17 protein-coding genes are annotated in these 21766 nt (G+C 49.4%); 12 read left to right on the top strand and 5 right to left on the bottom strand.

Going from position 1 to position 21766, the window contains the following annotated elements; genetic code table 11:
• Positions 1 to 48: 48 nt before the first annotated feature.
• Complete coding sequence (locus ACJJID_RS04435; RefSeq protein ID WP_444921659.1) at positions 49 to 660, top strand: glutathione S-transferase family protein; 612 nt, start codon at positions 49 to 51, stop codon at positions 658 to 660.
• Positions 661 to 800: 140 nt separating this feature from the next.
• Here ACJJID_RS04435 and ACJJID_RS04430 read toward each other — a convergent pair whose 3' ends face one another.
• Positions 801 to 3617, bottom strand: coding sequence for a M16 family metallopeptidase (locus tag ACJJID_RS04430; RefSeq protein ID WP_444921658.1), 2817 nt, complete (start codon positions 3615 to 3617; stop codon positions 801 to 803).
• A gap of 250 nt (positions 3618 to 3867) precedes the next feature.
• The gene (locus ACJJID_RS04425; protein WP_152452712.1) at positions 3868 to 4956 is read right to left on the bottom strand and encodes a Glu/Leu/Phe/Val dehydrogenase dimerization domain-containing protein; all 1089 of its coding nucleotides are present in this window, start codon (positions 4954 to 4956) and stop codon (positions 3868 to 3870) included.
• A gap of 348 nt (positions 4957 to 5304) precedes the next feature.
• Here ACJJID_RS04425 and ACJJID_RS04420 point away from each other — a divergent pair, with 348 nt between their 5' ends.
• From ACJJID_RS04420 to ACJJID_RS04405, 4 genes are all read left to right on the top strand, one after another.
• On the top strand, positions 5305 to 7272 hold the full coding sequence (locus ACJJID_RS04420; RefSeq protein WP_444921657.1) for a VacB/RNase II family 3'-5' exoribonuclease: 1968 nt from the start codon (positions 5305 to 5307) through the stop codon (positions 7270 to 7272).
• Between the two features lie 116 nt (positions 7273 to 7388).
• Positions 7389 to 8861 (top strand): aminoacyl-histidine dipeptidase, encoded by a 1473-nt coding sequence (locus tag ACJJID_RS04415; RefSeq protein WP_444921656.1) that lies wholly within the window; start codon positions 7389 to 7391, stop codon positions 8859 to 8861.
• A 284-nt stretch (positions 8862 to 9145) separates the two neighbouring features.
• Complete coding sequence (locus tag ACJJID_RS04410) at positions 9146 to 9661, top strand: hypothetical protein (protein WP_444921655.1); 516 nt, start codon at positions 9146 to 9148, stop codon at positions 9659 to 9661.
• 22 nt (positions 9662 to 9683) lie between these two features.
• The gene (locus ACJJID_RS04405) at positions 9684 to 10010 is read left to right on the top strand and encodes a YceK/YidQ family lipoprotein (protein ID WP_444921654.1); all 327 of its coding nucleotides are present in this window, start codon (positions 9684 to 9686) and stop codon (positions 10008 to 10010) included.
• A gap of 148 nt (positions 10011 to 10158) precedes the next feature.
• Here ACJJID_RS04405 and ACJJID_RS04400 read toward each other — a convergent pair whose 3' ends face one another.
• The 3 genes from ACJJID_RS04400 to ACJJID_RS04390 form a co-directional block, all read right to left on the bottom strand.
• Positions 10159 to 11061 (bottom strand): polysaccharide deacetylase family protein, encoded by a 903-nt coding sequence (locus tag ACJJID_RS04400; protein WP_444921653.1) that lies wholly within the window; start codon positions 11059 to 11061, stop codon positions 10159 to 10161.
• On the bottom strand, positions 11061 to 11942 hold the full coding sequence (locus ACJJID_RS04395; protein WP_444921652.1) for a GNAT family N-acetyltransferase: 882 nt from the start codon (positions 11940 to 11942) through the stop codon (positions 11061 to 11063). Before ACJJID_RS04395 ends, ACJJID_RS04400 begins: the two co-directional genes overlap by 1 nt.
• Before the next feature lie 100 nt (positions 11943 to 12042).
• On the bottom strand, positions 12043 to 13125 hold the full coding sequence (locus ACJJID_RS04390; protein ID WP_444921651.1) for a linear amide C-N hydrolase: 1083 nt from the start codon (positions 13123 to 13125) through the stop codon (positions 12043 to 12045).
• Between the two features lie 523 nt (positions 13126 to 13648).
• Here ACJJID_RS04390 and ACJJID_RS04385 point away from each other — a divergent pair.
• From ACJJID_RS04385 to rdgC, 7 genes are all read left to right on the top strand, one after another.
• The gene (locus tag ACJJID_RS04385; protein WP_152452696.1) at positions 13649 to 14047 is read left to right on the top strand and encodes a VOC family protein; all 399 of its coding nucleotides are present in this window, start codon (positions 13649 to 13651) and stop codon (positions 14045 to 14047) included.
• A gap of 427 nt (positions 14048 to 14474) precedes the next feature.
• Complete coding sequence (locus ACJJID_RS04380; protein ID WP_444921650.1) at positions 14475 to 15581, top strand: hypothetical protein; 1107 nt, start codon at positions 14475 to 14477, stop codon at positions 15579 to 15581.
• A gap of 95 nt (positions 15582 to 15676) precedes the next feature.
• Complete coding sequence (locus ACJJID_RS04375) at positions 15677 to 16180, top strand: hypothetical protein (protein WP_444921649.1); 504 nt, start codon at positions 15677 to 15679, stop codon at positions 16178 to 16180.
• A gap of 10 nt (positions 16181 to 16190) precedes the next feature.
• Entirely contained in the window at positions 16191 to 16529 is a 339-nt protein-coding gene (locus ACJJID_RS04370) for a hypothetical protein (protein ID WP_444921648.1), read from the top strand.
• Between the two features lie 330 nt (positions 16530 to 16859).
• Positions 16860 to 19217: a TonB-dependent receptor domain-containing protein gene (locus ACJJID_RS04365; RefSeq protein WP_444921647.1), complete on the top strand. Its 2358-nt coding sequence runs from the start codon at positions 16860 to 16862 to the stop codon at positions 19215 to 19217.
• A 191-nt stretch (positions 19218 to 19408) separates the two neighbouring features.
• Positions 19409 to 20539, top strand: a complete 1131-nt coding sequence (locus ACJJID_RS04360) for an alkaline phosphatase family protein (RefSeq protein ID WP_444921646.1) — start codon at positions 19409 to 19411, stop codon at positions 20537 to 20539.
• Positions 20540 to 20718: 179 nt separating this feature from the next.
• Complete coding sequence (gene rdgC, locus ACJJID_RS04355; RefSeq protein WP_444921645.1) at positions 20719 to 21711, top strand: recombination-associated protein RdgC; 993 nt, start codon at positions 20719 to 20721, stop codon at positions 21709 to 21711.
• Positions 21712 to 21766: the final 55 nt, after the last annotated feature.

Genomic DNA, 21766 nt, shown 5'->3' with positions numbered 1-21766 from the left:
TGGAAAGTTGCTCAATTTAACGCAATCACTAAGGCGAGAGAAAGCCCTATGAAAATCTATGAGTTTGCAAGCGCTCCCAATTGTCGTCGAGTTCGCATGTATCTTGCGGAAAAAGGCATCGAAGTTGAATTTTCCCATGTAGATATCGCCAAGGGCGAAAACCTCAGCCCCGAATATCGCAGCAAAGATATCAACAAAAAAGTCCCTTTATTAGAACTGGATGATGGCACTTATATCTCAGAATCTGTAGCCATCCAGCGTTACTTTGAAGAACTACACCCAGAACCGGCACTGTTTGGCCGCGATGCAAAAGAAAAAGCGCTGGTGGAAATGTGGAATCGCCGTGCCGACTTCAACTTAATGTTCCCAATAGGCATGTGCTTCCAACATGTATCAGGCTTTTTCAAAGACCGCATGAATGTCTACCCGGAGTTTGGCGAGGATTCCGGTAAGCGCGCAATAAAGTTTATGGGCGTCCTCAATGATCACTTCTCGGATCATGAATATCTGGCAGGTGACTATTTTTCTGTAGCGGATATCAGCATGGTTTGCGGCCTGGATTTTGGTAAAGTGCAAAACCTACGCCCGGATGCCGAAAAGCACCCCCATCTGATACGCTGGCGTGAACAACTCAAGCAACGCCCGAGCTTTAAAGTCTAAAGTGAGTTTGACAGGTCCTAGCCGTAAGACCTGATGTGATCTAGCTCTATAGCCACGTAAAGAGTCAGCAGACACCACACAAAAAAATGCCCCGATTCACAAGAGAGCGGGGCATTTTTTATGTAACAATAATTTTCTTATTAATCTTTAGCGGGTAAAACCTCCACCGGGCCGATATCCAGGGCTTCAACCTCTCCTTTAATCTTGTCCAGATCACCGACAATGACCCAGGTAAATTGATCTGGAGCGAGAAACTCCTGTGCCGAGGCCTCAACCTGCTCTTTATTCAGCGCCGCAACCCGCTGGGGATACTCGGCGATGTAATCCTCTGGCAACCCTTTTTCCACCTGCCAGTTTATACTGGAGAGCAGCTGCCCCTTGGTTTGGAAACGAGCGCTCTGTTTAAGCACTTCATCGTTTCGGTAGTCCTCCAGCTCCTTTTCTGTGATCGGCCGATCAGCCAAATATTCCCGATATTCTTTGATCAACTCTTGGATTGCAGGGGCCGTTTTATCGGTCTGAACCGGGGCAAATAGAATATAAGGTCGCTGGCCTTCGGTATCCATGGAAACCGCGCGCGCCCCGTAGGACCAATGTTTATCCTCGCGCAGATTCATATTTACCCGGGAGGTAAACTTGCCGGCAATCGTATTTGCCATTGCCTCAAAGGCTTCCGCCCCCTTTGGCTGCCAGGGCGGCATGACCAGCCCGGCCATAATATAACTCTGCTGAGCGCCGGGGCGGTCCAGGAGATAAACCCTGGCCTTTTCCGGGCGCGTCACCTTGGCCACTTCAATCTTTGGCAGCTCCTGCTTAGGCGCCTTCCAGCCACCCAGAGTTTCATTCAGCAGCGGCTCAATCTCTTTTTCTGTCACGTCACCAACGATGGTGAGCGTGGCGTTATCCGGGCGCACCCAGGTCTTTTGGAAATTCACCAGGTCTTCGCGGGTAATGGACTTAATGCCCTCGGGTGTGCCTGAGCCGGTCAAAGGGGCACCGTAAGGATGCTCGCTACCAAAGAGAAGTGGCGGCAACTCGCGCAGAGCCAGCCCTTGCGGCTGCGCCTTTTCCTGGGCAATGGCATCCAAGCGATTGGACTTTACCCGCTCGAGATCGGACTCAGGGAAACGGGGCTCTGTCACCACCTTGGCAAACAGCTCCAGGGAGGGTTTCAGTTGCGACTTGAGAGCACTCATGCTGATGGAGTTGTAATCCAGACCGCTACCTCCTCCGATACTAACTCCCAGTTCCTCGGCCCTGGCACTGAACTCGAGGCTGTCCAGATTTCCGGCGCCTTCATTCAGCATCTGTGCGGCCACTGAAGCGAGTCCGGGTTTGTTTTTATCTGCGGAGGCGCCACTGCGAAACTGCAAATTCATCAGTACAACCGGTGTATCGTGGCGCTCAGCCAAAACCACCCGAAGTCCATTTTTTAGAGTGAAATTCTGCTGTTTGGGCAATTCCAGCTCTACATTTTTATCGACCTCCGGCAGCTTACTGCGATCCGCACCCACTGTTGCCGCGGTGTACTGCTGCTGGGGCTCGATAATCAAGGTATAAGAGTCATCCTTAAGCCACTGCTCGGCGACGTCCTGCACCTCGCGGGCTGAAACCTTGGCATAGTCTTCGACGCCTTTCAGCAATGCTCCGGGATCATCGTAATAAAATTCCGAGCGGGCCAGAATATCGCTCTTACCCCCAAAACCACCGGTTTTTTCCAGGCCTTTAACCAAGTCGGCAAACTCGCCCTGCTTTACCCGGCGCAGCTCTTCTGCACTGACGCCGTTTTTGGCAAATTGCTGCAATTCCTTATTTAAAAGTTTTTCAACTCTATCGACAGACTGACCCGGTTTTACATCCACCACAATAATCAACTGCCCAGCCAACTGGCGGCCGTAGTAAAAAGCACTCACACTGGTGGCCACTTTTTCATCTCGAACCAAGCGGCGATACAGAAGGGAGTTTTTGCGGTTTGCCAGCAGGGAAGTCATCAACTCCAGCGCATGCTCTTCCTCGCTACCCACTGCCGGCACATTCCAGACCTTATAAATACGGGTTTGCGGCACCTGATCGTATACCACCTCCCGCTTTTTCACCTGGGAGGGCAACTCCCAGTTTTTGATGCGGGGTTGCACCTTGGTACTGGGAATATCCGCGAAATATTTGCGCGCTTTGGCCATCGCTTCATCGACGCTGATATCACCGGCGATCACCAAGGTGGCGTTGGCCGGTTGATAGTGATCCGCAAACCACTTTTTAACGTCTTCGAGACTGGCATTGTCCAGGTCTTCCATGGAGCCGATCGGCGTCCATGAATAGGGGTGATCCGCCGGGAAGGTACTTTTGGCAATAATGTCGAAAGCCTTACCGTAGGGTGCATTTTCACCCTGGCGCTTCTCGTTTTTTACCACCCCGCGCTGCTCATCGAGTACTTCCTGGGTAATAGCGCCCTGGAAATGTCCCATCCGGTCAGATTCCATCCATAGCGCCATATCCAGAGCACCCTTGGGGACGGTGGCAAAGTAATTGGTACGGTCGTTACTAGTGGTGCCGTTCATATCGGTGGCACCGGAGCGCTGGAAAGGTTCGAAGTACTCACCGGGGTAGTTCTCACTACCGTTGAACATCAAGTGTTCAAACAGGTGCGCAAAGCCGGTTTTACCTTTCGGCTCGTCCTTGGAACCCACTTTGTACCAGATATTGGTAGAGACAACCGGAGCCTTGCGATCCTCGTGCACAATCACAGTCAGTCCGTTGGGGAGAACTTCCTTGTGAAACGGGATATCCAGTTGAGGGGGCGGTACGAAAGCTTTCTTATCAATAGCCGCATTTTTACTACTTGCAGCGGCTTCCTTGTCCACAGAAAGAGCGTGGGGCGTATTGTCCGTAGACTGGTCACAGCCGGCGAGACCGGCTATAGCGATAACGATACTGAAGAACACTGGACGCAAGTCCATATTGTCACTCCCTAGTAATAACCGCGGATTCAGGATGGCAAGTTTAGGCCAGTATCCAATCCATTTACTGGCTAGCCTTCCGCAGTAATAAACCACAAACCTGGTACCAGAATGAGGAGCCAAGTCACTACATCAATCTTCAGACAAAAAAATGGGCACAAAAGTGCCCAAATAAATACATCACAGAGAGAAGCGATGATGCCAATCGCCAGGGATCAGGTCATCGGCACATCTCCCGTGCCGAATTAGATTATGCTGCCACAGTGCCGGACTTGTTTTCCGTATCACCAGTCACGGAGTGGTGTCCAAAGCGTTCTTCAGCGATACGGTCGGCCACATGCGCTGTGGTCTCACCGGTTTCATCCGCGCGCTCAAACACTTCTTTCATGGTGCTGCCGATCTCTTCGATATGGGCACGCACCTCTGCGGCGTCGTAGTCACCCTTTTGCTGGTAGTAAACATCGATAATGCCACCGGCGTTGATCACGTAATCCGGCGCATACAAAATACCTTTCTCGCGCAGAGCCGCTGCATGGCGCTCCTCAGCCAGCTGGTTATTGGCTGCACCAGCCACAGCGCCCACTTTCAGACGGGAAATGGTGTCGTCATTGAGGATGGCACCCATCGCGCATGGGGCAAACAGATCCACATCCAGATCGAAAATTTCATCGGCGGTAACGGCAATAGCACCCAACTCGGTTACTGCCCGGTCGATATTGTCTTGGAAAATATCGGTGACAAACAGCTCAGCACCGGCATCTTTCAGTAGTTTGCCCAGGCGGAAGCCCACGTTACCAACGCCCTGGATAGAAACTTTCAAGCCTGTGAGGTCTGTTTTGCCCCAGCGGTGCTCGACAGCAGCCTTGAGGCCGACAAACACACCGTATGCCGTGGAGGGAGAAGGGTCACCGCCGTATTCAGAGCCCGCAAACAGGCCGGATACGTACTCGGTGGTCTCACCGATAATACTCATATCGGCAACACTGGTACCGGAGTCCTCTGCGGTGATATAGCGACCGCCCAGGGTGTTGATGAACTCGCCCATAGCGCGCAATAGCTCGGGAGTCTTTTCCTTGCGAGGATCGCCGATAATGACTGATTTACCGCCGCCCAGCTTCAAACCTGCCATAGCGGACTTGTAGGTCATCCCACGGGACAGGCGCAGAACATCATTCAAAGCCTCGCCGTCATCGGCGTATGGCCACATGCGGCAGCCACCCAGGGAGGGACCTAAATTCGTATTGTGTACCGCGATAATTGCCTTGAGACCACTCTTAGCATCTTGGTAAAACGCCACTTGTTCGTGTTTATCGTAGGCGGAATGGGAAAAAATACTCATTAACTGTTCCTCTCCGGAAGGCCGGTTCTACAGCTGGGGAACAACCACAGCCCTTATCTGTTTTTATTTAGGGGTAAGATTATATCTAGCTTCGGCAGACAAAGTTTGCATATTTTGCACAGAACAGCGCTGTAATAGCTAAATTCTCACACAAATCATTATCTTTTAGGACAATTAACCTTACGGAAATATAGGGGGCCGTATAGTCATCAATCTTGACTGCTACTTCAACCTAGTACCTTTGCGCTGAATCAAACTGGGATATTTTCTCCTATTCCAGCACCCTGTTACCCGCTTCACCCTGGTCTGGTAGAATCCGCGCCTAAATCGACCCGAGAGATAAACTCGATGCTGAATGCCGACGCTCTGAAACAACTTTCACAACTGAAAACAGATATTCGCTCCAGTAAGGAGTTTGCCGAGGGCCGGGTTCGCGGCAGCAACGGCAAATTTGGCTTTGTGGAGCTGGAGGATGGACGCGAGGCTTTTCTGCCTCCCAATGAGATGGAACGGGTTTTCCCCGGTGATCGTGTTCGTGTCAGCCTCTCTGAAGAGAAGAAGGGCAAGCTCAACGCTGAGCTGGATGCCCTGATCGACAGCCAGCTGAATTACCTGGTGGGGCAATATGTACAGCGGGGCCAAGGGCATTTTATCCAGCCCAGCCAAAATGGTCTGTCTCGCTGGATTTTCCTGCCGCCCAAGGCCCGTGGCAAGGCTCAGCCCGGCGAGTTTATAGCCTGCAAAATCAATCGACACCCTTTTAAAGATGGTCGCGCCCAGGCAAAAGTGGAAACGGTCATTGGCAAACCCGATATCCCTGGTATCGAGCATGCCTATGTGGTCGCGCAATTCAAATTACCCGAGCAGTTTGGCCAGGCTGCAGAAGCCCAGGCACAGGAAATCAGCGCGCAACTCACTTCAGTGATCGCTGAGCGCCAGGATCTGTCCGAGTTGGGTTTTGCCACTATCGATGCGGAAAGCACCCGCGATATGGATGACGCTCTCGCCGTCAGCATCCGCGACGGCGGCTGGACCCTACATATCGCCATCGCCGACCCCTCCAGTGTGATTGAGGCCGGCAGCGCCCTGGACAAAGAGGCCTTCGCACGCGCTCACAGCCAATATCTGCCCGGTGAAACCCTGCCGATGCTGCCGCGCAACCTGTGTGAAGACCTGTTCTCCCTGGTGCCTGGAGAACTGCGCCCAGCCCTGGTGGTTCATATCGATATCAACAGCGATGGCAGCCTGGGCGAAAGCCGCTACGAGTATGCCGCGATCAGCTCCCAGCACAAACTGAGCTACATCCAGGTGAGCCAGTTTATCGAGGGCGACGAATCCGCTGTACCGGAAGAGCAGAAACAAAGCCTGCGCAACCTAGCTGCCGTTTATGAAGCCCGCTCTGCTTATCGCGCAAGTCACTCCCTGGCGATGGAAGACCGCCCAGACTACGAAATTCACCTCGACGACAAGCGCAAGATCGCACGCATCGAAAAGCAGGAGCGAAATGTTGCTCAGCGCATGGTGGAAGAAGCCATGCTCGCTACCAATATCAGCATCGGCGGCAAACTAGCAGAGCTGCAACAGGGCTGTTTCTCGGTACACCTGGGCTTCCGTGAGGAGCGCATGGGTGAAGTCCGCAGCCTCCTTAAGGAGTTACTGCCCGAGCATGCAGAGAAAGACCTCAGCGAGCTGCCACATTACCTGGCCCTGGTTAAGCACCTGGAAAGCCATGAAGATGCTCAGATGCAAAACCTGCTGGCGGTACTGAAGCGTATGCTGCGCCCCGGCCAGCTAGACAATAAAGCTGGGGCACACCTGGGCCTGGGTCTCGAATCCTACGCTACCGTGACCTCTCCTATCCGCAAGTACAATGACCTGCACAACCACCGGGTATTGCGTGCCGCCCTACAAGATGACACTGCTGTGGCGATGAGCGATGAGCAGATCGAATCCCTGCAGGAGAGCCTGATCCGCGGCCGCCAGGCCAATCGCGCTCTCGAGCAATGGCTTTACACCCAATTTATGCAGGACAAAGTTGGACAAGAGTTCACTGGCAAGATCACCCTGGTCAATGGTGCCGGACTCGGTGTGCGCCTGGATGAATTTGGTATCGATGGGTTTGTTCGCCTAAACGGGGATAAAAAGAACCTACCTAATTTTGACGGCAAGCACCTGACCCTCACTTACAACGAGCAAAGCTTCCAGCTAGAACAGGCTATCAAGGTCAAAATTTCCTCTGTAGATATCGACAAGCGTCGCATCTCTCTCGAGCTTTTACAGGAGAGTTCGCCAGGCGACACAGCTGCAGATAAATAAGTTCAAAAAAACCCAAAGAGCCCAGCACCCGCTGGGCTCTTTACTGTTATGCCCAAACCGCCCAAATTTTAGGGCAATGCATAAAGCCACCCCATAACAATCACTCGAGGCCACCAATGAGCAATATTGCTGAGCTGAACCCCACACCACTATGGAAGCACTTCGCCAAGCTCTGCGAAATTCCCCGCCCATCCAAACATGAAGATCACGTTGTCGAATACATTGTGGATTTTGCCAAGCATCGTGGTTTAGAGGTTCAGCTCGACGAGATCGGTAATGTCATCCTCAAGAAGCCGGCCACACCCGGCATGGAAAACCGCAAGACACTGGCCCTGCAAAGCCACGTAGATATGGTGCCGCAGAAAAATGCCGATACGGACCATGATTTTCTGACAGACCCGATCAAACCCTATATCGATGGCGAGTGGGTTACCGCGGAAGGTACCACCCTCGGCGCCGACAATGGTATCGGTGTGGCCGCCATTCTCGCCCTGATGGAATCCACGGATATCCCCCATCCAGCCCTGGAAGCACTACTGACCATTGATGAAGAAGCGGGTATGACCGGAGCCAAAAACCTGAAGCCCGGTTATTTTGAAGCAGACTTGCTGTTGAATCTCGACACGGAAGATGAAGGGGAGCTCTACATCGGCTGCGCCGGTGGTGTCGATGTTAATGTCACCCTGCCCTATAGCGCCGAACCGTTGATGGCTGATGCTGTGGCTTTCAAACTGGCAGTGCGCGGTCTGCGCGGTGGACACTCCGGCCTGGATATCGACAAGGGCCGCGGTAATGCCAATAAAATCGCCAACCGCATTATTGATATCGCCCTTCGATCCATCCCCCAATTACGTATTGCCAACCTCGACGGTGGCAGCCTGCGCAATGCCATTCCACGTGAGTCTTTCAGCACCCTAGTCGTACCTGGCAACGCGCAGAAACAGCTTCAAGAAATTGTTGAGAATGAAAGCGCACAAATTGCTCGCGAATTCGATAACGAAGCGGCGCTGGAAATCTGCTTGGAAGTAACCGAAGCACCGGCGAATGTCATGGACGAGGCGAGCCAGTTGAAGTTAATTCGCGCTGTTCGCGCCTGCCCCAATGGTGTCGAGCGTATGAGTACCGCTCTGGAGGGTATTGCAGACACATCTAACAACTTGGCCCGTGTGGTCACCATGGAAAGTAACGGCCAGCACCAGGTACATATCCAGTGCCTGGTCCGCAGCCTGTCCGACAGTGCCCGAGATCAACACGGTCTTGATGTCGCCGCCACTTTCGAACTGGCCGGTGCACAAGCCAAGCTGGATAACGCCTACCCCGGTTGGACACCGAACCCAGCATCACCTCTTCTTGCCATGATGAGGGAAGTGTACAGGGAAATGACTGGTGAAACTGCAGAAGTAAAAGTCATCCACGCCGGCCTGGAATGTGGACTTTTGGCCAAACCATACCCCAACTGGGATATGGTCTCCTTCGGCCCAACCATCCGCCGCGCCCATTCTCCAGAAGAGAGAGTGCATATCCAGAGTGTGGCCAACTTCTGGGATTACTTTATTAAAGTTGTCCAGGCCATTCCGGCTTATCAATAATTAGATGCTTAGTATATTGACTAATCTCCAGTAGCACTCTCCTTATTCATTGCCTGCCCTTCAGAAACTTTTTCTGAGAGCAGGCAATACCTACCAAGTCTATAACCCTATTTACCACATCAGTTGTAATTTTTAGTCCGCCAAGAAATTAATAAAATATTTTTTATTTTACAGAAGTAGCTTACCCCCTTTCATAAAAATCCTTGCAAACAAACTCTGCCGAAGGAACTTCCCTTGAATCCTATAGGTCAATACAATCGCTTTAAGAAAACATGGAAGAAACAATGAAAAGTTTGATTTTTGTCGGTATCCTTTTCCCCTCATTCGCATTCGCAAACATGGATAACCACTTCAGCCTTGGAGTAGGCACACAATATGGAGGACTTTTAGGCATAAAGTATTCAACCATCAATGGGCCCAACACTTTTTATATTGGAGGAGGGCTAGCCGACAATTTTGATGAAGAATACGGGATATCGCTCGGCTGGGAAAGAAGTCTCAGTCCAAAACACTCCCTTGGTCTGCTAGTAAGAACAAAAGAACTAAGTTGGGAGCATTATATTTATGAAAACTCAAACTTACTTACGACTTCACCAAATGACCAGACATCAGCCAAGTTTAAATATAAAGGACGCTATGAAAGCTATATCGCAGGATCTTACACTTATTTCTTTAACAGATATGACGAAGCCAGCCTCCTAGGTGGCGTAAGCTTTGGAAAATCCTATCTAAAGACCAATAAAGATGGCTCATTCAGAGATGGGACCGAACTCAAACTGCACTTCGGCTATCAATTCTAAACCTTCATAGAAACCAATATAAATGAGAATTCTAACCCTATCTCTTTGCTCTCTCCTACTAACAGGATGCGGCACCTTCACCACCCTCTCCAGCACAGATCGTGAAATTTCTGCGAATTTGAAAAGGCAGAAGTCCAACTGTGAATCCATCCCGAGAGTCTACAGTGGGCTTTCTTACAATATGTGTAAAATGCATTCAGATAGTGAATCGATTAATGTCGACCTGCTTCTCGGTGTATACCTCTTAGATAGCGTACTATCTACCGCAACGGATACAGCCGTACTCCCGTTCACTATCTACAATCAACACAAGAATGGCAACATTTCAGTCGCCAACGGGCAGTATTAGCGAAAACAACTTAACCAGTAAGAAAAAATTTTAGCCAGCTGGCAGATCTATAATCCCCCGATAGCTGCCAGCCTCCTGCCAAAAGGAACTCCCACCACCAAAACCCCAATAGATATTGCACTACTAGGAATATTATGAGATTAATTATTCACCCGTTCTGAGGCGGATATTGAGAAATCCAATGTCTGGCAATATCTGCCCTTCGACAAATCCATACTTTTTCGTAATTAAGGATATAATCCAGAAAACGGAGCAAAGCCATGGCTCGAGCCGGGTGACCACTGATACGACTATGCAATCCAACCGTCAACATTTTTGCCTGATTCCCCCCCTCCTGCCAGAGAAGATCAAAACTATCCTTTAAAAGATGAAAAAACTCATTTGAAGAGGCGCAGCCGTTTGGAAGAAGATATCGAACATCATTACTTACAAGAGTATAGGGAATAATTAACCAGGGATTTGGCGTATTGCTCCAATAAGGTAAGTCATCACTGTAGGAGTCCGAACTATAGAGCAAGCCCGGTATTTCACCAAGGAGTCTACGAGTATTTACACTAGTGCGGCCGACATACCAGCCAATTTCTTTCTCTCCAGTCAGTCTTTCGATGCATTTACGCGTTTTTTGTATATGCTCACGCTCAATCGCTTCACCAATGTGCCGATAATCTAACCAGCGATACCCATGTCCAGCGAGCTCATGACCTGCAGCTACCAATGTTTTTGATAGGATTGGGTTTAATTCCAGAGCCAATCCACAAGCAAATACCGTTAGCGGAAGATTATGAGAGTTAAAAATATTGAGAATACGCCATACACCTGCCCGACTGCCATACTCATACATGCTTTCAACACTGAGGTCTCTTTCCCCTAAGCGTGGCTCCCTACCGAAAAGTTCATGTAGATAGGCTTCGGATTGACTATCGCCATTTAATACGCAAGATTCAGCGCCCTCTTCAATATTCAGCACAAATTGAACGGCTATCCTGGCTCCATTTGGCCACCTGGGATCAGGGGGATGCCCAACATAGCCTTCCAGATCGCGCTCGATCATCAACCCAGCTCAAAGGTTGTCACACCAAAAACCCGCTCATTGGCAATATCAGGCTTAGGGCCAAGATACATACGTGCGCAACCGAAAACCTCCTTCATATTATATTTTTTCACCAGAGCCATAGCTTCTGGATTATTTTCTGGCACATCCAAAAATATTGGACCACCTTCCACAGAACTGGATAACCCTCTCAATAGAGCTTCGGCCAATTCACCGCTATTGGCAAATAAGGGCCCCACCTTATAACCATCTGCACAGCGACGGATAACCCCATAACCGCAGAGTTCCCCCGATTGCATCAGACCTAAAGCCTGAACGCCCTCCTGACTCAACCAAGTACACAGGAATTTCTCCCTCCGCACTGGGAAGCAGGTCAGGTCATATTGAAGTAGCTGATCAAAAGGAATATCAGCGAGAGGACAAATCTCATAATCGCCCGCACCATTTATTGCTTTTATAACTTTGCTTAGAGGTTTCTCCATACTGAAACGCAGGTTGCGATGGGAAAATTCAAAGCCTCCTTCCCCATAGAAATCCTGCATTTGGTATGCGGCATCCAGACCCACGGAGGCTCCCGGAGTTAATCGCTCAAGCATTCGCTGACGACGGTGGTACCAGAGCTTACGACCAAGACCCAACCCGCGATATTCTGGTTTTACGATGAAAAACCCCATAAAACCATATTTTCCCTCATAAGAGGTTACGGAGCCCCCACCAATCATATTTTCCTGAACCAGTGCAGCGATAAATGCTTCTGAATCCGACTGCCAAAAAGCTTCAGCGTCATGTACTCCCGGGTTCCACCCCTCTTGAGCTGCCCAGTTCACCAAGACATCGACTTCAGGGCGCTGCATATTACGCATGATCATTGTATCTTTCATATCCACCCCTATATATAAAAACGCAACCTAGCGCACTCTCGAAAGTGCACTTTAAAGCCTACCCTAAAGCCCTCTAACAGTAGCTTCCTGTCAAGAAAACTTAACTTTTTGGTGCAAGAAATTTGAACGGTGTTGCCGGTTTTAATTGTGAGGAGATCTCCCCCCCAATATCGCTGGGAGTATCCATTTTTAAAGACAAAACCTTCGCTCCACTCTTGAAATCTAAATTGCTGAAGTCTAACCATACTACCGAGGGGTTAATCACAGAATCAAAGTAATAACGCATCTTCTTTTGATCTATAACTGAACGCCAAAGTGTCGAGGCAATATTAGGCTTTCCTGGACTACTCATTCCCAAAGGTACACTGATAGCACGCACCTGAGAAAATACAGAAGCAATTGCATCGCGGCGATCCTTAAACTTTGGCGAAGATTTAAGAGCAAAACTGGCACGAACAAATCGATCAGCAGCACTTATGGTTCCCGGTAAAAAATTATCACCGCCTATTTGACTCCAGTATGTATTAATCGCAAGTTGCTGATCATATACCGGGGAGTTCGTCATCACCTTGTACTGTTTACCATGGTGTACTTGTAACTTTCCATTGATATACTCAAATATGGCTGAATCTCCACTAGGATCAGAAATTGCAATATGCGCCGAGGCTGGAGAACCATCAGGTAGATTAGCCCCCACCACTGTAAACGGGTCGGCTTCCATGGCCTTAACTACTTCATCAACGGTTGCGTAATTATCCAGAATATATTGAAGCCATGCACCAACCGAGATTGTTGGTTTCCCACGTTTTTTGGGATTTCCATAATCAGCTTCAGCCAAATAGAGAAGGTTTCCAACCAACCCAGCCTCATTAAGCCCATCGGAAGTTGCCGCCTCATAAATACTAATCACCACCGAACCATATTTTGAAGTCCAGGTTATTGATCCCTCTCCTACACCACCATTTCTTTCCATCCCTTTAGGAAACAGCCAAAAATCCATTGCCGCCTTGGTATCATTCCAGTCCATGCTTCGCCCAGTAATATAATCTCCATCGCCAGACTCATAAAAAATTCTGGTACATGCACTGGCATCTCCAAGACTCAAACCAACAGTTAGAACCAAAGCACCACCCAACAGGTTGCGAACAAATTTTTGGGCAACACCTTTTTTATTGATATCCATATCTAAGATTCCTCTTGAATACATTCCCCATATTTTGACGAACCAATTCACAGCCCCTCAATTCAAAGCCCCTCAATTCACAGCCCCTCAATTCACAGCCCCTCAATTCACAGCCCCTATTGGAGGTTGGCGGAAAATCAAAGGATCCTCAAAGGCCAATTCTAGCTTTAGCAGGTAATAATAAATGGCTCTAAGAAGAAGGGGGCGAAACTGATTCAGCCAAAAACCCCCTAATCTACCTAACACCCCAATAAAGGCGCTTAAACACTCATTTTCAATCAGATTGCAGCCATTCGCCTTGGCGGCCTAACTCTTCAGCAAGGCTCGCCCCTTAAAATAAGATAAATATCAGCGTATTATTTCACTCATAACAAATCTTTGGATATCTGTGTAATTACAAGCAGCTTGGCAGGTCATTCTTCTTTGTGGCTTTACCTCGTTCAGACTGTTGTAATATTCAATGCCATAACGTTGATCAATATGGCTCACTGTGATCAGCAGCTAATCGAGAAGGAGGCGCTTAATGAAGGCTATAGGAAGACTGGTTATTCTTGTTAAAGACTACGAAGAAGCTATTGTATTTTACCGGGATAAACTTGGCTTCGAGGTATTTGTTGACTCAGAGACACCCCCACTAAGATTTGTTCACCTGCGCCTCCCCCAACAAAAAGATATGGGAATATGGCTTCTACAGGCCTCCTCCAATGCACAATTGGAACAGGTAGGCAGACAGACCGCAGGCCAACCCTGCGCGGTTATTTACACAGAGGACTTCGAAAACGAATATCAACGCCTGAGAGGGAATGGGGTGAAGTTTACAAAACCTAGACTCTCTGATTCCAGTGCTGAATTTGCGCACTTTGAAGATCTTTATGGTAATGAGTTTGTACTCGTACATCTGAAAGCAGAGGTTGTTGATTAACCCGTTTTTACTTTCAAACTTGCCATTACTATCACTTATCTGAGGTAGTAGGAATCACTATTACTACATCTCTGCGCCCAATATCAGCGTTTAACTCCATCATCAGGGTACAAACCCTATTATTAAAAAGCTTCCTGTTTACATCCCTTTCCCTATCACATATAAATCGAACAAGACTCACACTATGAGTACCAACTCCCATAATTTTCACGCCTCTTGATCTGATTATCGCTTAATGCAGATCAAAATTTCGGCACTGGCTGTGCCATGCTCAGCCCAATGCTGGTGCGTTATAGAATAGAAGGAAGGTTGTTTCTTAACAGAATATCAATTGGAAAAATATGCGGCCTATACAGGCCATTGAGCCCCTGGCGCCAACTCCAAGAAAGAAGAAGCCCGAGGCTCGATACAATCATTTGGAAGTATTATGAAAAGAAATCTGATTATGCTGGTCCCTGGGCTTACCAGGGTCACCAGCACCGCACAACTTTCAGAGTTTACCGAGGGTTTGATTGCTGCAAGTGAACGCATGCCCCTCGCCCATATAGCCGCCCCCTCTATTCCCCCAGGGGTTCAGCGCCTGCGAACCACCGCAGCCGGCCAAGAGATAGAACTGGACCTGGTTGAAGCCTACTGGAACGACCTGGTACCTAGCATCACCCAACAGACACTGAAGACACGCCTCGCCAGGGGCTTTTCGCTCATTTGGTTCTGGCTCGCAAACCTGCATATTTGGAAAGGGGTATTGCGGCGTAAGTACCTAACTTTTGGACTCACCCTGTCTGCGCTAGCTTTCATTGTCTGGTACCTAGGTACCATTATCTTATTTGTAGAAGCCATAGAGCCCGCAGCGGATAGTCCTTTCTTCCCTTTAGTAGAGGAGCTAAAAAAATCCGTTGAATATATAGGCGGTTGGCGGATCTGGGCAGTGGCAACCGCAGTTGTAGCCCTAATGCCTGTTTCCCTGCTGGTAGATATCTCAGATTTCTGTAAGCGTTACTTAACGAATGAACCCGCAGCCCGTGGCAAACCCGCAGTACGCTTTGAGATTATTCGGCGCGTACGCGAGCAACTGCAGAGTAGCCTTGCCCTGGGGGATTATGAATCGGTGACCATCGTTGGCCATAGCTTTGGTAGTGTTGTCACCGTGGACCTGCTTGCAGATCTCCCCTCCTTCGGTACCCCTGTGCGTATTCTAACTATGGGCTCTTTAATCGAAGTTCTAGGCAAGCAGGCTCCCTGGCTGCAAAATGAGGTTCTGGAGTTGTCCCAACGCGATGACTTGATCGAATGGATTGATATCAAATCCCACTCAGACTGGTTTGCCAGTGGCTCAGCCGTACCAGAGGTGCATAATTGTTATGAGAAGGTAATCGGCTCCTATGGTACTTTCCCAGATAAAATTGCGGCAAAAGTACATTCTCGCTATTTCGACAACCAGGAAGCCGTCAGGCTTCTGTTGTCGTATTTTGAGCGGCAGGAATCCATTAAGGTTGACTCCACTGAAAGTGAACCAGCCATGGAGCCGGCTTAAAATAAGCTAAGGAATGGCAGCTACCCAAACAGCTGCCGCTAACGCATATCAGAAACCACAATACTTACAACATGCCATTAGCAAGGAGAGTGCAGATGTTGTCCACCCCGTCCCAGGTAGCGTCAGCTCTATTTTACCTAGCGCTAACTCTAGTCATCAGTGGATGTTCCCAGCTGGCTCCCAGATATGATGCGGAGCTCTATTCAGACCTAACCGAAGTAAACGCTGAAATCCTGCAGTTCTTTTCTTCGGTTTCCCACGGCACCAGTAAAGACTCTTATGCGGAGAGAAATCAAAATTACCATGCCTTAATTGGCAAGATCGATGCCCTGGCAATGCAATCTAACACTCGGCCAATCCCGAATAAGGATACACTCAAGAAAATCAACAATTATCTCAATTCCACGGGAGCAGATATCGCCTTTAACGAACAGCCACCCAGTGTCGATTCTCTGGAAAAAATTTCCTTGAGCCTAAATCGTATGCGCAAAGAAGATGAGGACAAAGGGCTTCGCGCTACAGTTGTAGCTCTTTTCAAAAATGAAATAATCATTTCTATGGACCAGGCTCTAACCTACGAATCATTTCTAAACCGTTGAGGACTTTGCCATGTTACTGGACGTAACCCAATTGATATCCGATATAAAAGATGCAGCCTCTACTGTTATTGAGCATGACGTCACTGAAATTCGCGGCTTTTCAGATCGTCAGTTATCGGCGCTGGCTTTACAGGCAAAAATGATTGCCAAAGCCATTGCCGAAGGGGAAATCGATGATGACCTGAGAGATTACTTTCTGGACTCTATTGAGGATATGGCCTTGAATTTTGCCAAAACCCTGCGCGGCCTCCTCGCCATAACCATAGAGAAAGTCTGGAACGCAGTTGTGCGAGTAATTTGGAATGCACTGGAAGCTTGCACAGGGATTTCTCTGAAGATCGCCTCCTGACTGCTCAGTAGCCACCCTTTCCCCATCCTTCCCATAGCTGAGGTGATTCATCTGTGGGAAGCGGCCTAATACAGCCCCGTTACATTTTTACTGAGCTTTTCTCACACTTTCATTAATCCCTTCTGAACCCATTTCCTTGCGTTCTTCAATCGCCTGCATTAACACCTCCTGACTCCAACGCTATCCCTATCTCTTCACAATTTGGTCAAAAGAGTTTCACAGGCCTGTAAGGAATTTTTCATCGGAAGCCGTCAATGTACGCGCAAAACGCGCCGGGCATATAAATCCCCCGCGTCGGAAATAATTTGATAACAACTAAAGAGTTACCCAATGAATACCAGAAGAAACTGCCTCGCTTCGGCCATTGCTATTATCACTCTGACCTACGCGAATCCTTTAATAGCACAGCAGGCTAATAGCGACCAAATAGAGGAAGTGGTAGTTTTAGGGGCAGGCTCCACTTTTAACAGGAGTGAAGTCTCCGAAGCTATGCGCAAACAGCAGTCCTCTATAACCAGTGTAAATGCGTTGATCGACAACCTGCCCGGGGTCTCTGTCAGCGAAGGCGATACTTACGGTTTTGATGACTGGTCTACCAATATCAGCGTGCGGGGATTTAGCAACAGTCTGGATGAGCAGCAAATCGGTACTACCATAGATGGTATTCCCAATGGCGGGTCCAATTATGGTGGGGGCTCCAAGGCAAATCGCTTCGTGGATCCCGCCAATATCGGCTCGGTAGAAGTATCCCAAGGTACCGCAGACATTGCCTCTCGCTCCCATGAAGCCCTAGGTGGCACCATTGATTACCGCACTGACGACCCAGTCGATCATCGCCGCAGCCGTATGGAACTTGCCGCCGGGGAATACGATGCGAGACGCCTCTACTACCGTTTCGATACCGGCACCTTTGCCGGCAATACTAAAGCCTGGATTTCCTACTCCACTCAGGAAGCCACCGACTGGATCACTGAAACAGCCGAGAATGAACGTGAGCATATCGCCGCTAAACTGGTAACCGGATTGGAGAGAGGCTCTATCAAAGCCTATATTTCCTACGATGATATTCACGAGGACAATTACCAGCGGGTTTACTCAAATGCACAATTTGAAGAGCACCCGGAAAATGATTTCCTCAGTGGCGAATGGACCGGAATTCCGTATAACGACCAACTCTATCGCCGCGGCTGGTCCACCATCCGCGAGAACCTGCTGGCCTACACCCAATTAGATTTTGACCTATCTGACCAACTCGATGTAGAAGGCGGAATCTACTATCACCGCAATGAAGGACGTGGAGACTGGGTACCCCCTTATCTGGTCAATATCACTGATGATGGCAATAACGGCCAATCCGAGTTCCTCGGGGGGACCACAGTAACTGGAGGTACTCAACTAGATAAGATTTATTTTGTAAATGCCAGAGGCAATGCTCTCACGCCTAAGGAAAATTGTTCCTTCTCAGTGAATAATATTTATGGCCCTTCTGGGAAGGAGTACGATCCACGCTGCTATTCCGCAGATGCCATCCCCGTAATGTCTTATCGTCATACGCATTATGAAAAAGAACGCGCAGGCCTGACGCTGGACTTTACCTACAACAGCCTTATTGCCGGTTATGAAAATAGCCTGCGCGGCGGAATCTGGTATGAAGATGCCACCCGTGATGAATACCGTGACTGGCATAAGATCAGCGATGCCAGCCGAGGTGCCGGCTTCAATGCCTCCCCCTATTGGGTTCAGTACGATCGCAGCTACCCTCAGGATACCCAAAAGTGGTACCTACAAGATGCTCTCACCATTGATAAAGTCACCTTGACCCTGGGGGCCAAGCAGTTCTTTGTGGATGTAGAGCGCAAGGATTTATTTAATGAATCCCCTAATGCAGATATCAATTCCGACTCCGATATCCTGATATCCACCGGCCTCACCTGGGAAACGCCTTTAGAGGGTATCGAGTTATTTGCCGGTTATGCCGAAAACTTTAAGGCTATAGGCGATAGTATCCTGGAACGACCAGAATCCGATTTGGATAACATTGAACCAGAAACTTCCGAAACTATCGAAATCGGCCTGCGCTATGCCGGTGATAATCTGACCTTCACCAGCACCTATTTCGAGAATGAGTTTGAGAATCGTATCATTTTCCTGGATAACAACAGTGCAAGCGGCCAAAACTACCTAATCGGCACCAATGGTACTTACTTTAACGCCGGGGGAATCGAATCCAGTGGCTTGGAGTTATCACTGGATTACGACATCAGTGATTCGCTAAACCTTTATACTTCCTATACCCAGATCGACGCCACCTATATCGGTACAGGTGATGCCACCGTGGACGAAACATTGGGTCTCACCCCCGGTAATGATGTTGTAGGTATTGCTGATCACCTGCTCGTAATCGGCCTGGATTGGAACTCAGAAATCTTCTACGGCGGTATTTCCAGTAAATATACCGGTGATCGCCATGTTGACCTGGACAACACCTGGGTAGCCGACGCCTATATGGTGACCGATGCCTACCTCGGCCTGGATCTAGTAGATCTCAACCCGGCCCTCAGTGGGTTGAACCTCAATCTTGTAGTCAACAACCTATTTGATGAGGATTACCTGGGCACAGTGGTGTCCGGGGGAGCCTGGATAGGCGCACCGCGTACTGTTTCCCTATCTGCCACCCTAGATTTCTAAATCTGCACCAGACTCCAGGCACCTCTTCGTTCGCTGCCTGGAGTCTATCCGCGCAAACCTTCAATAATCGCCAAGTTAATCCACTCACTTCTTTATCAGTCGGGTTAATATCTATAAGCGCCCAGCGGTTCAATGGAACATTACCAAACAAAGAATAATAAATTAGGACTATGCCCGCAGAGGACTCCTTAATGAAAGCATTTCTTATAACGCTATTGGCAATGGCAATTTCGACTGCCTCTTATGCCGCAGACAACCTGGTTCTTGTAACCATTGATGGCCTTCGCTGGCAAGAGGTATTCAATGGATACGACCCTGAGCTTATCGATCACGAAAAATATACCGAAAATAAACAGCAGTTGATTGAGCGTTTTGGCGGCAAATCTGTGGAGGAAAAACGCAAACAGTTATTGCCTTTTTTGTGGAGCACTGTAGAAAAAAAAGGAACACTCGCTGGCAATCGCCACAAAAATTCCCTGGCTAACATCACCAACGGCTGGTGGTTTTCCTACCCTGGATATAACGAAATTTTAACCGGTCGTGCGGATCCAACAATAAATTCCAATGACCCAGTACCCAATTCAAATATTACCTTTCTTGAGTGGCTCAATAGAAACCCTCATTTTAAAGATCACGTGGCCGTTTTTGGTAGCTGGGGAGCTTTCTCAGCCATTATCAACCGAGAACGCAGCGGTGTTTTTATCAATGCGGGACTAGAAGCAGCAGACTGGCCGCGCCTTTCACAACGCGCTCGATTTCTTAATGAGCTTCAGGAACAATTACCAGTATTCTGGCCCGATGTAAGACCCGACGCCTTTACCTGGGGACTGGCCAAGGAATACTTAATTCAGAAGAAACCCAGAGTACTGTATATCGCCCTGGGAGAAACCGATGATTTTGCCCACGATGAGCAGTATCACCAATACCTGGATTCAGCCCACCGCAGCGATGCCATCCTGGCCGACCTGTGGGAGACGCTGCAATCCATTGAAGGTTATCGGGACAATACGAATTTGATCATCACAGTAGATCATGGACGCGGCAATGCGGCTGAGGCATGGCCGCACCACGCCAGTGGCCCAGCCCTAACCCAGTATTTCGGTAAGGCGGATCATCCACATAAAGATGGCATACCCGGGTCCGATGAAATCTGGCTGGCAACCCTGGGCCCGGATTTTAAGAGATTTGGGGAACTATCCAGCGGCCCTACCCTTTACCAAAACCAAGTGGCCGCTACCGCGCTGCAGCTACTGGAACTCAACCCCATGGACTTTCACAGAGAAGCGGGCCCAGTTATGGCCAGTCTTTTAAAGGAAAAATAACCCTCAGCCACTGGGGGAGCGCCCATACTCCCCCCCTAGCCCCTTCACTCCCCAACCTCATCCAAAAGACGTACAAAAAACAGGCAATTCGTCTTTTGGAAACAGCTCACTAGCTGCCACGCCCCAGTTTCCGCATAATTAACGGCCGCACTCACAACTGAACACCAATGGCCTGATGTATGTGGTTTAAGAACCTTCGTATTTACCGCTTAACCAAAGAATTCTCCCTGGATGCCGAAAAATTAAACGAGCTTCTGGAAGCCCAGGCATTCGTGCCCTGCGGCAGCCAGGATAGTGTCCGCTACGGCTGGGTCTCTCCACTGGGCCGACACGGCAGCCAGCTGGTACATGCCACCAATGGCTACCTGATGGTCTGCGCCAAGAAGCAGGAGAAAGTTCTACCTGCTGCCGTCATCAATGAGAAAGTGGAAGAGCTGGCCCAGGCGATTTCCGAGAAAGAGGCCCGACAGGTGGGCCGCAAGGAACGTCAAAACCTCAAAGATGAGGTACTGCTGGAAATGCGTCCCAAGGCTTTTGCTCGCTCCCGCCTGCACTATGCCTATATCGCCCCGCAGGAGGGCTGGGTTGTGGTAGATGCTTCCTCTGCCTCCGCCGCTGAAGAGTTGCTGGAAAACCTGCGCGAGGCCATCAGCAGCCTCGCGGTAGTGCCACTATCAGCCAAAAACTTACCGCAGCAGACGATGACCCACTGGCTTACCGCCCCCGAGGCCCCCGCTCAGTTTGATTTCGGCCACGAATGTGAACTGCGCGATCCAAAGGACAGCGGTAGCGTGATCCGCTGCAAAAACCAAGACCTATGTGCCGAGGAAATTCATAACCACCTGGTTGCCGGACTGCAGGTGCACAAGTTGGGACTGGTTTGGCGCGGTGGGGTCGACTTCCTGGTAGACGATCAACTCTCTCTAAAGCGAGTAAAGTTTAGCGATGAATTGCTGGAAAAAGCAGATGGCGCCGATGCCGAAAGTGCAGCACAGCGCTTCGATGCGGATTTCGCGGTAATGACACTGGAAATCTCAGCCTTGATCCGGGATCTACTCAACGCCTTCGGTGGCATGAATACCGAATCTACCAGTGTAGAGGAGATTGTCGCCAAAGCCTCCCGCTCTGAAGCTGAAGACCTATCGCGAGAAGTAGAGGAAGTAGTCTTTTAATACCCTCGCTTCACAACACAGATATTGCGCTTAGGAGTACGCTTAGCGCTTTGAA

Source organism: Microbulbifer sp. CnH-101-G (assembly GCF_052466775.1).
Note: the sequence above shows the minus strand (reverse complement) of the source record. Positions and strands in the feature narration are given on the sequence as shown.

Coding starts and splice junctions, on each gene's coding strand:
- ACJJID_RS04430 (WP_444921658.1), bottom strand. CDS start 3,617: ATGGACTTGCGTCCAGTGTTCTTCAGTATCGTTATCGCTATAGCCGGT.
- ACJJID_RS04360 (WP_444921646.1), top strand. CDS start 19,409: ATGAAAGCATTTCTTATAACGCTATTGGCAATGGCAATTTCGACTGCC.
- ACJJID_RS04410 (WP_444921655.1), top strand. CDS start 9,146: ATGAAAAGTTTGATTTTTGTCGGTATCCTTTTCCCCTCATTCGCATTC.
- rdgC (WP_444921645.1), top strand. CDS start 20,719: ATGTGGTTTAAGAACCTTCGTATTTACCGCTTAACCAAAGAATTCTCC.
- ACJJID_RS04405 (WP_444921654.1), top strand. CDS start 9,684: ATGAGAATTCTAACCCTATCTCTTTGCTCTCTCCTACTAACAGGATGC.
- ACJJID_RS04400 (WP_444921653.1), bottom strand. CDS start 11,061: ATGATCGAGCGCGATCTGGAAGGCTATGTTGGGCATCCCCCTGATCCC.
- ACJJID_RS04375 (WP_444921649.1), top strand. CDS start 15,677: ATGTTGTCCACCCCGTCCCAGGTAGCGTCAGCTCTATTTTACCTAGCG.
- ACJJID_RS04420 (WP_444921657.1), top strand. CDS start 5,305: ATGCTGAATGCCGACGCTCTGAAACAACTTTCACAACTGAAAACAGAT.
- ACJJID_RS04425 (WP_152452712.1), bottom strand. CDS start 4,956: ATGAGTATTTTTTCCCATTCCGCCTACGATAAACACGAACAAGTGGCG.
- ACJJID_RS04415 (WP_444921656.1), top strand. CDS start 7,389: ATGAGCAATATTGCTGAGCTGAACCCCACACCACTATGGAAGCACTTC.
- ACJJID_RS04395 (WP_444921652.1), bottom strand. CDS start 11,942: ATGAAAGATACAATGATCATGCGTAATATGCAGCGCCCTGAAGTCGAT.
- ACJJID_RS04380 (WP_444921650.1), top strand. CDS start 14,475: ATGAAAAGAAATCTGATTATGCTGGTCCCTGGGCTTACCAGGGTCACC.
- ACJJID_RS04370 (WP_444921648.1), top strand. CDS start 16,191: ATGTTACTGGACGTAACCCAATTGATATCCGATATAAAAGATGCAGCC.
- ACJJID_RS04390 (WP_444921651.1), bottom strand. CDS start 13,125: ATGGATATCAATAAAAAAGGTGTTGCCCAAAAATTTGTTCGCAACCTG.
- ACJJID_RS04385 (WP_152452696.1), top strand. CDS start 13,649: ATGAAGGCTATAGGAAGACTGGTTATTCTTGTTAAAGACTACGAAGAA.
- ACJJID_RS04365 (WP_444921647.1), top strand. CDS start 16,860: ATGAATACCAGAAGAAACTGCCTCGCTTCGGCCATTGCTATTATCACT.
- ACJJID_RS04435 (WP_444921659.1), top strand. CDS start 49: ATGAAAATCTATGAGTTTGCAAGCGCTCCCAATTGTCGTCGAGTTCGC.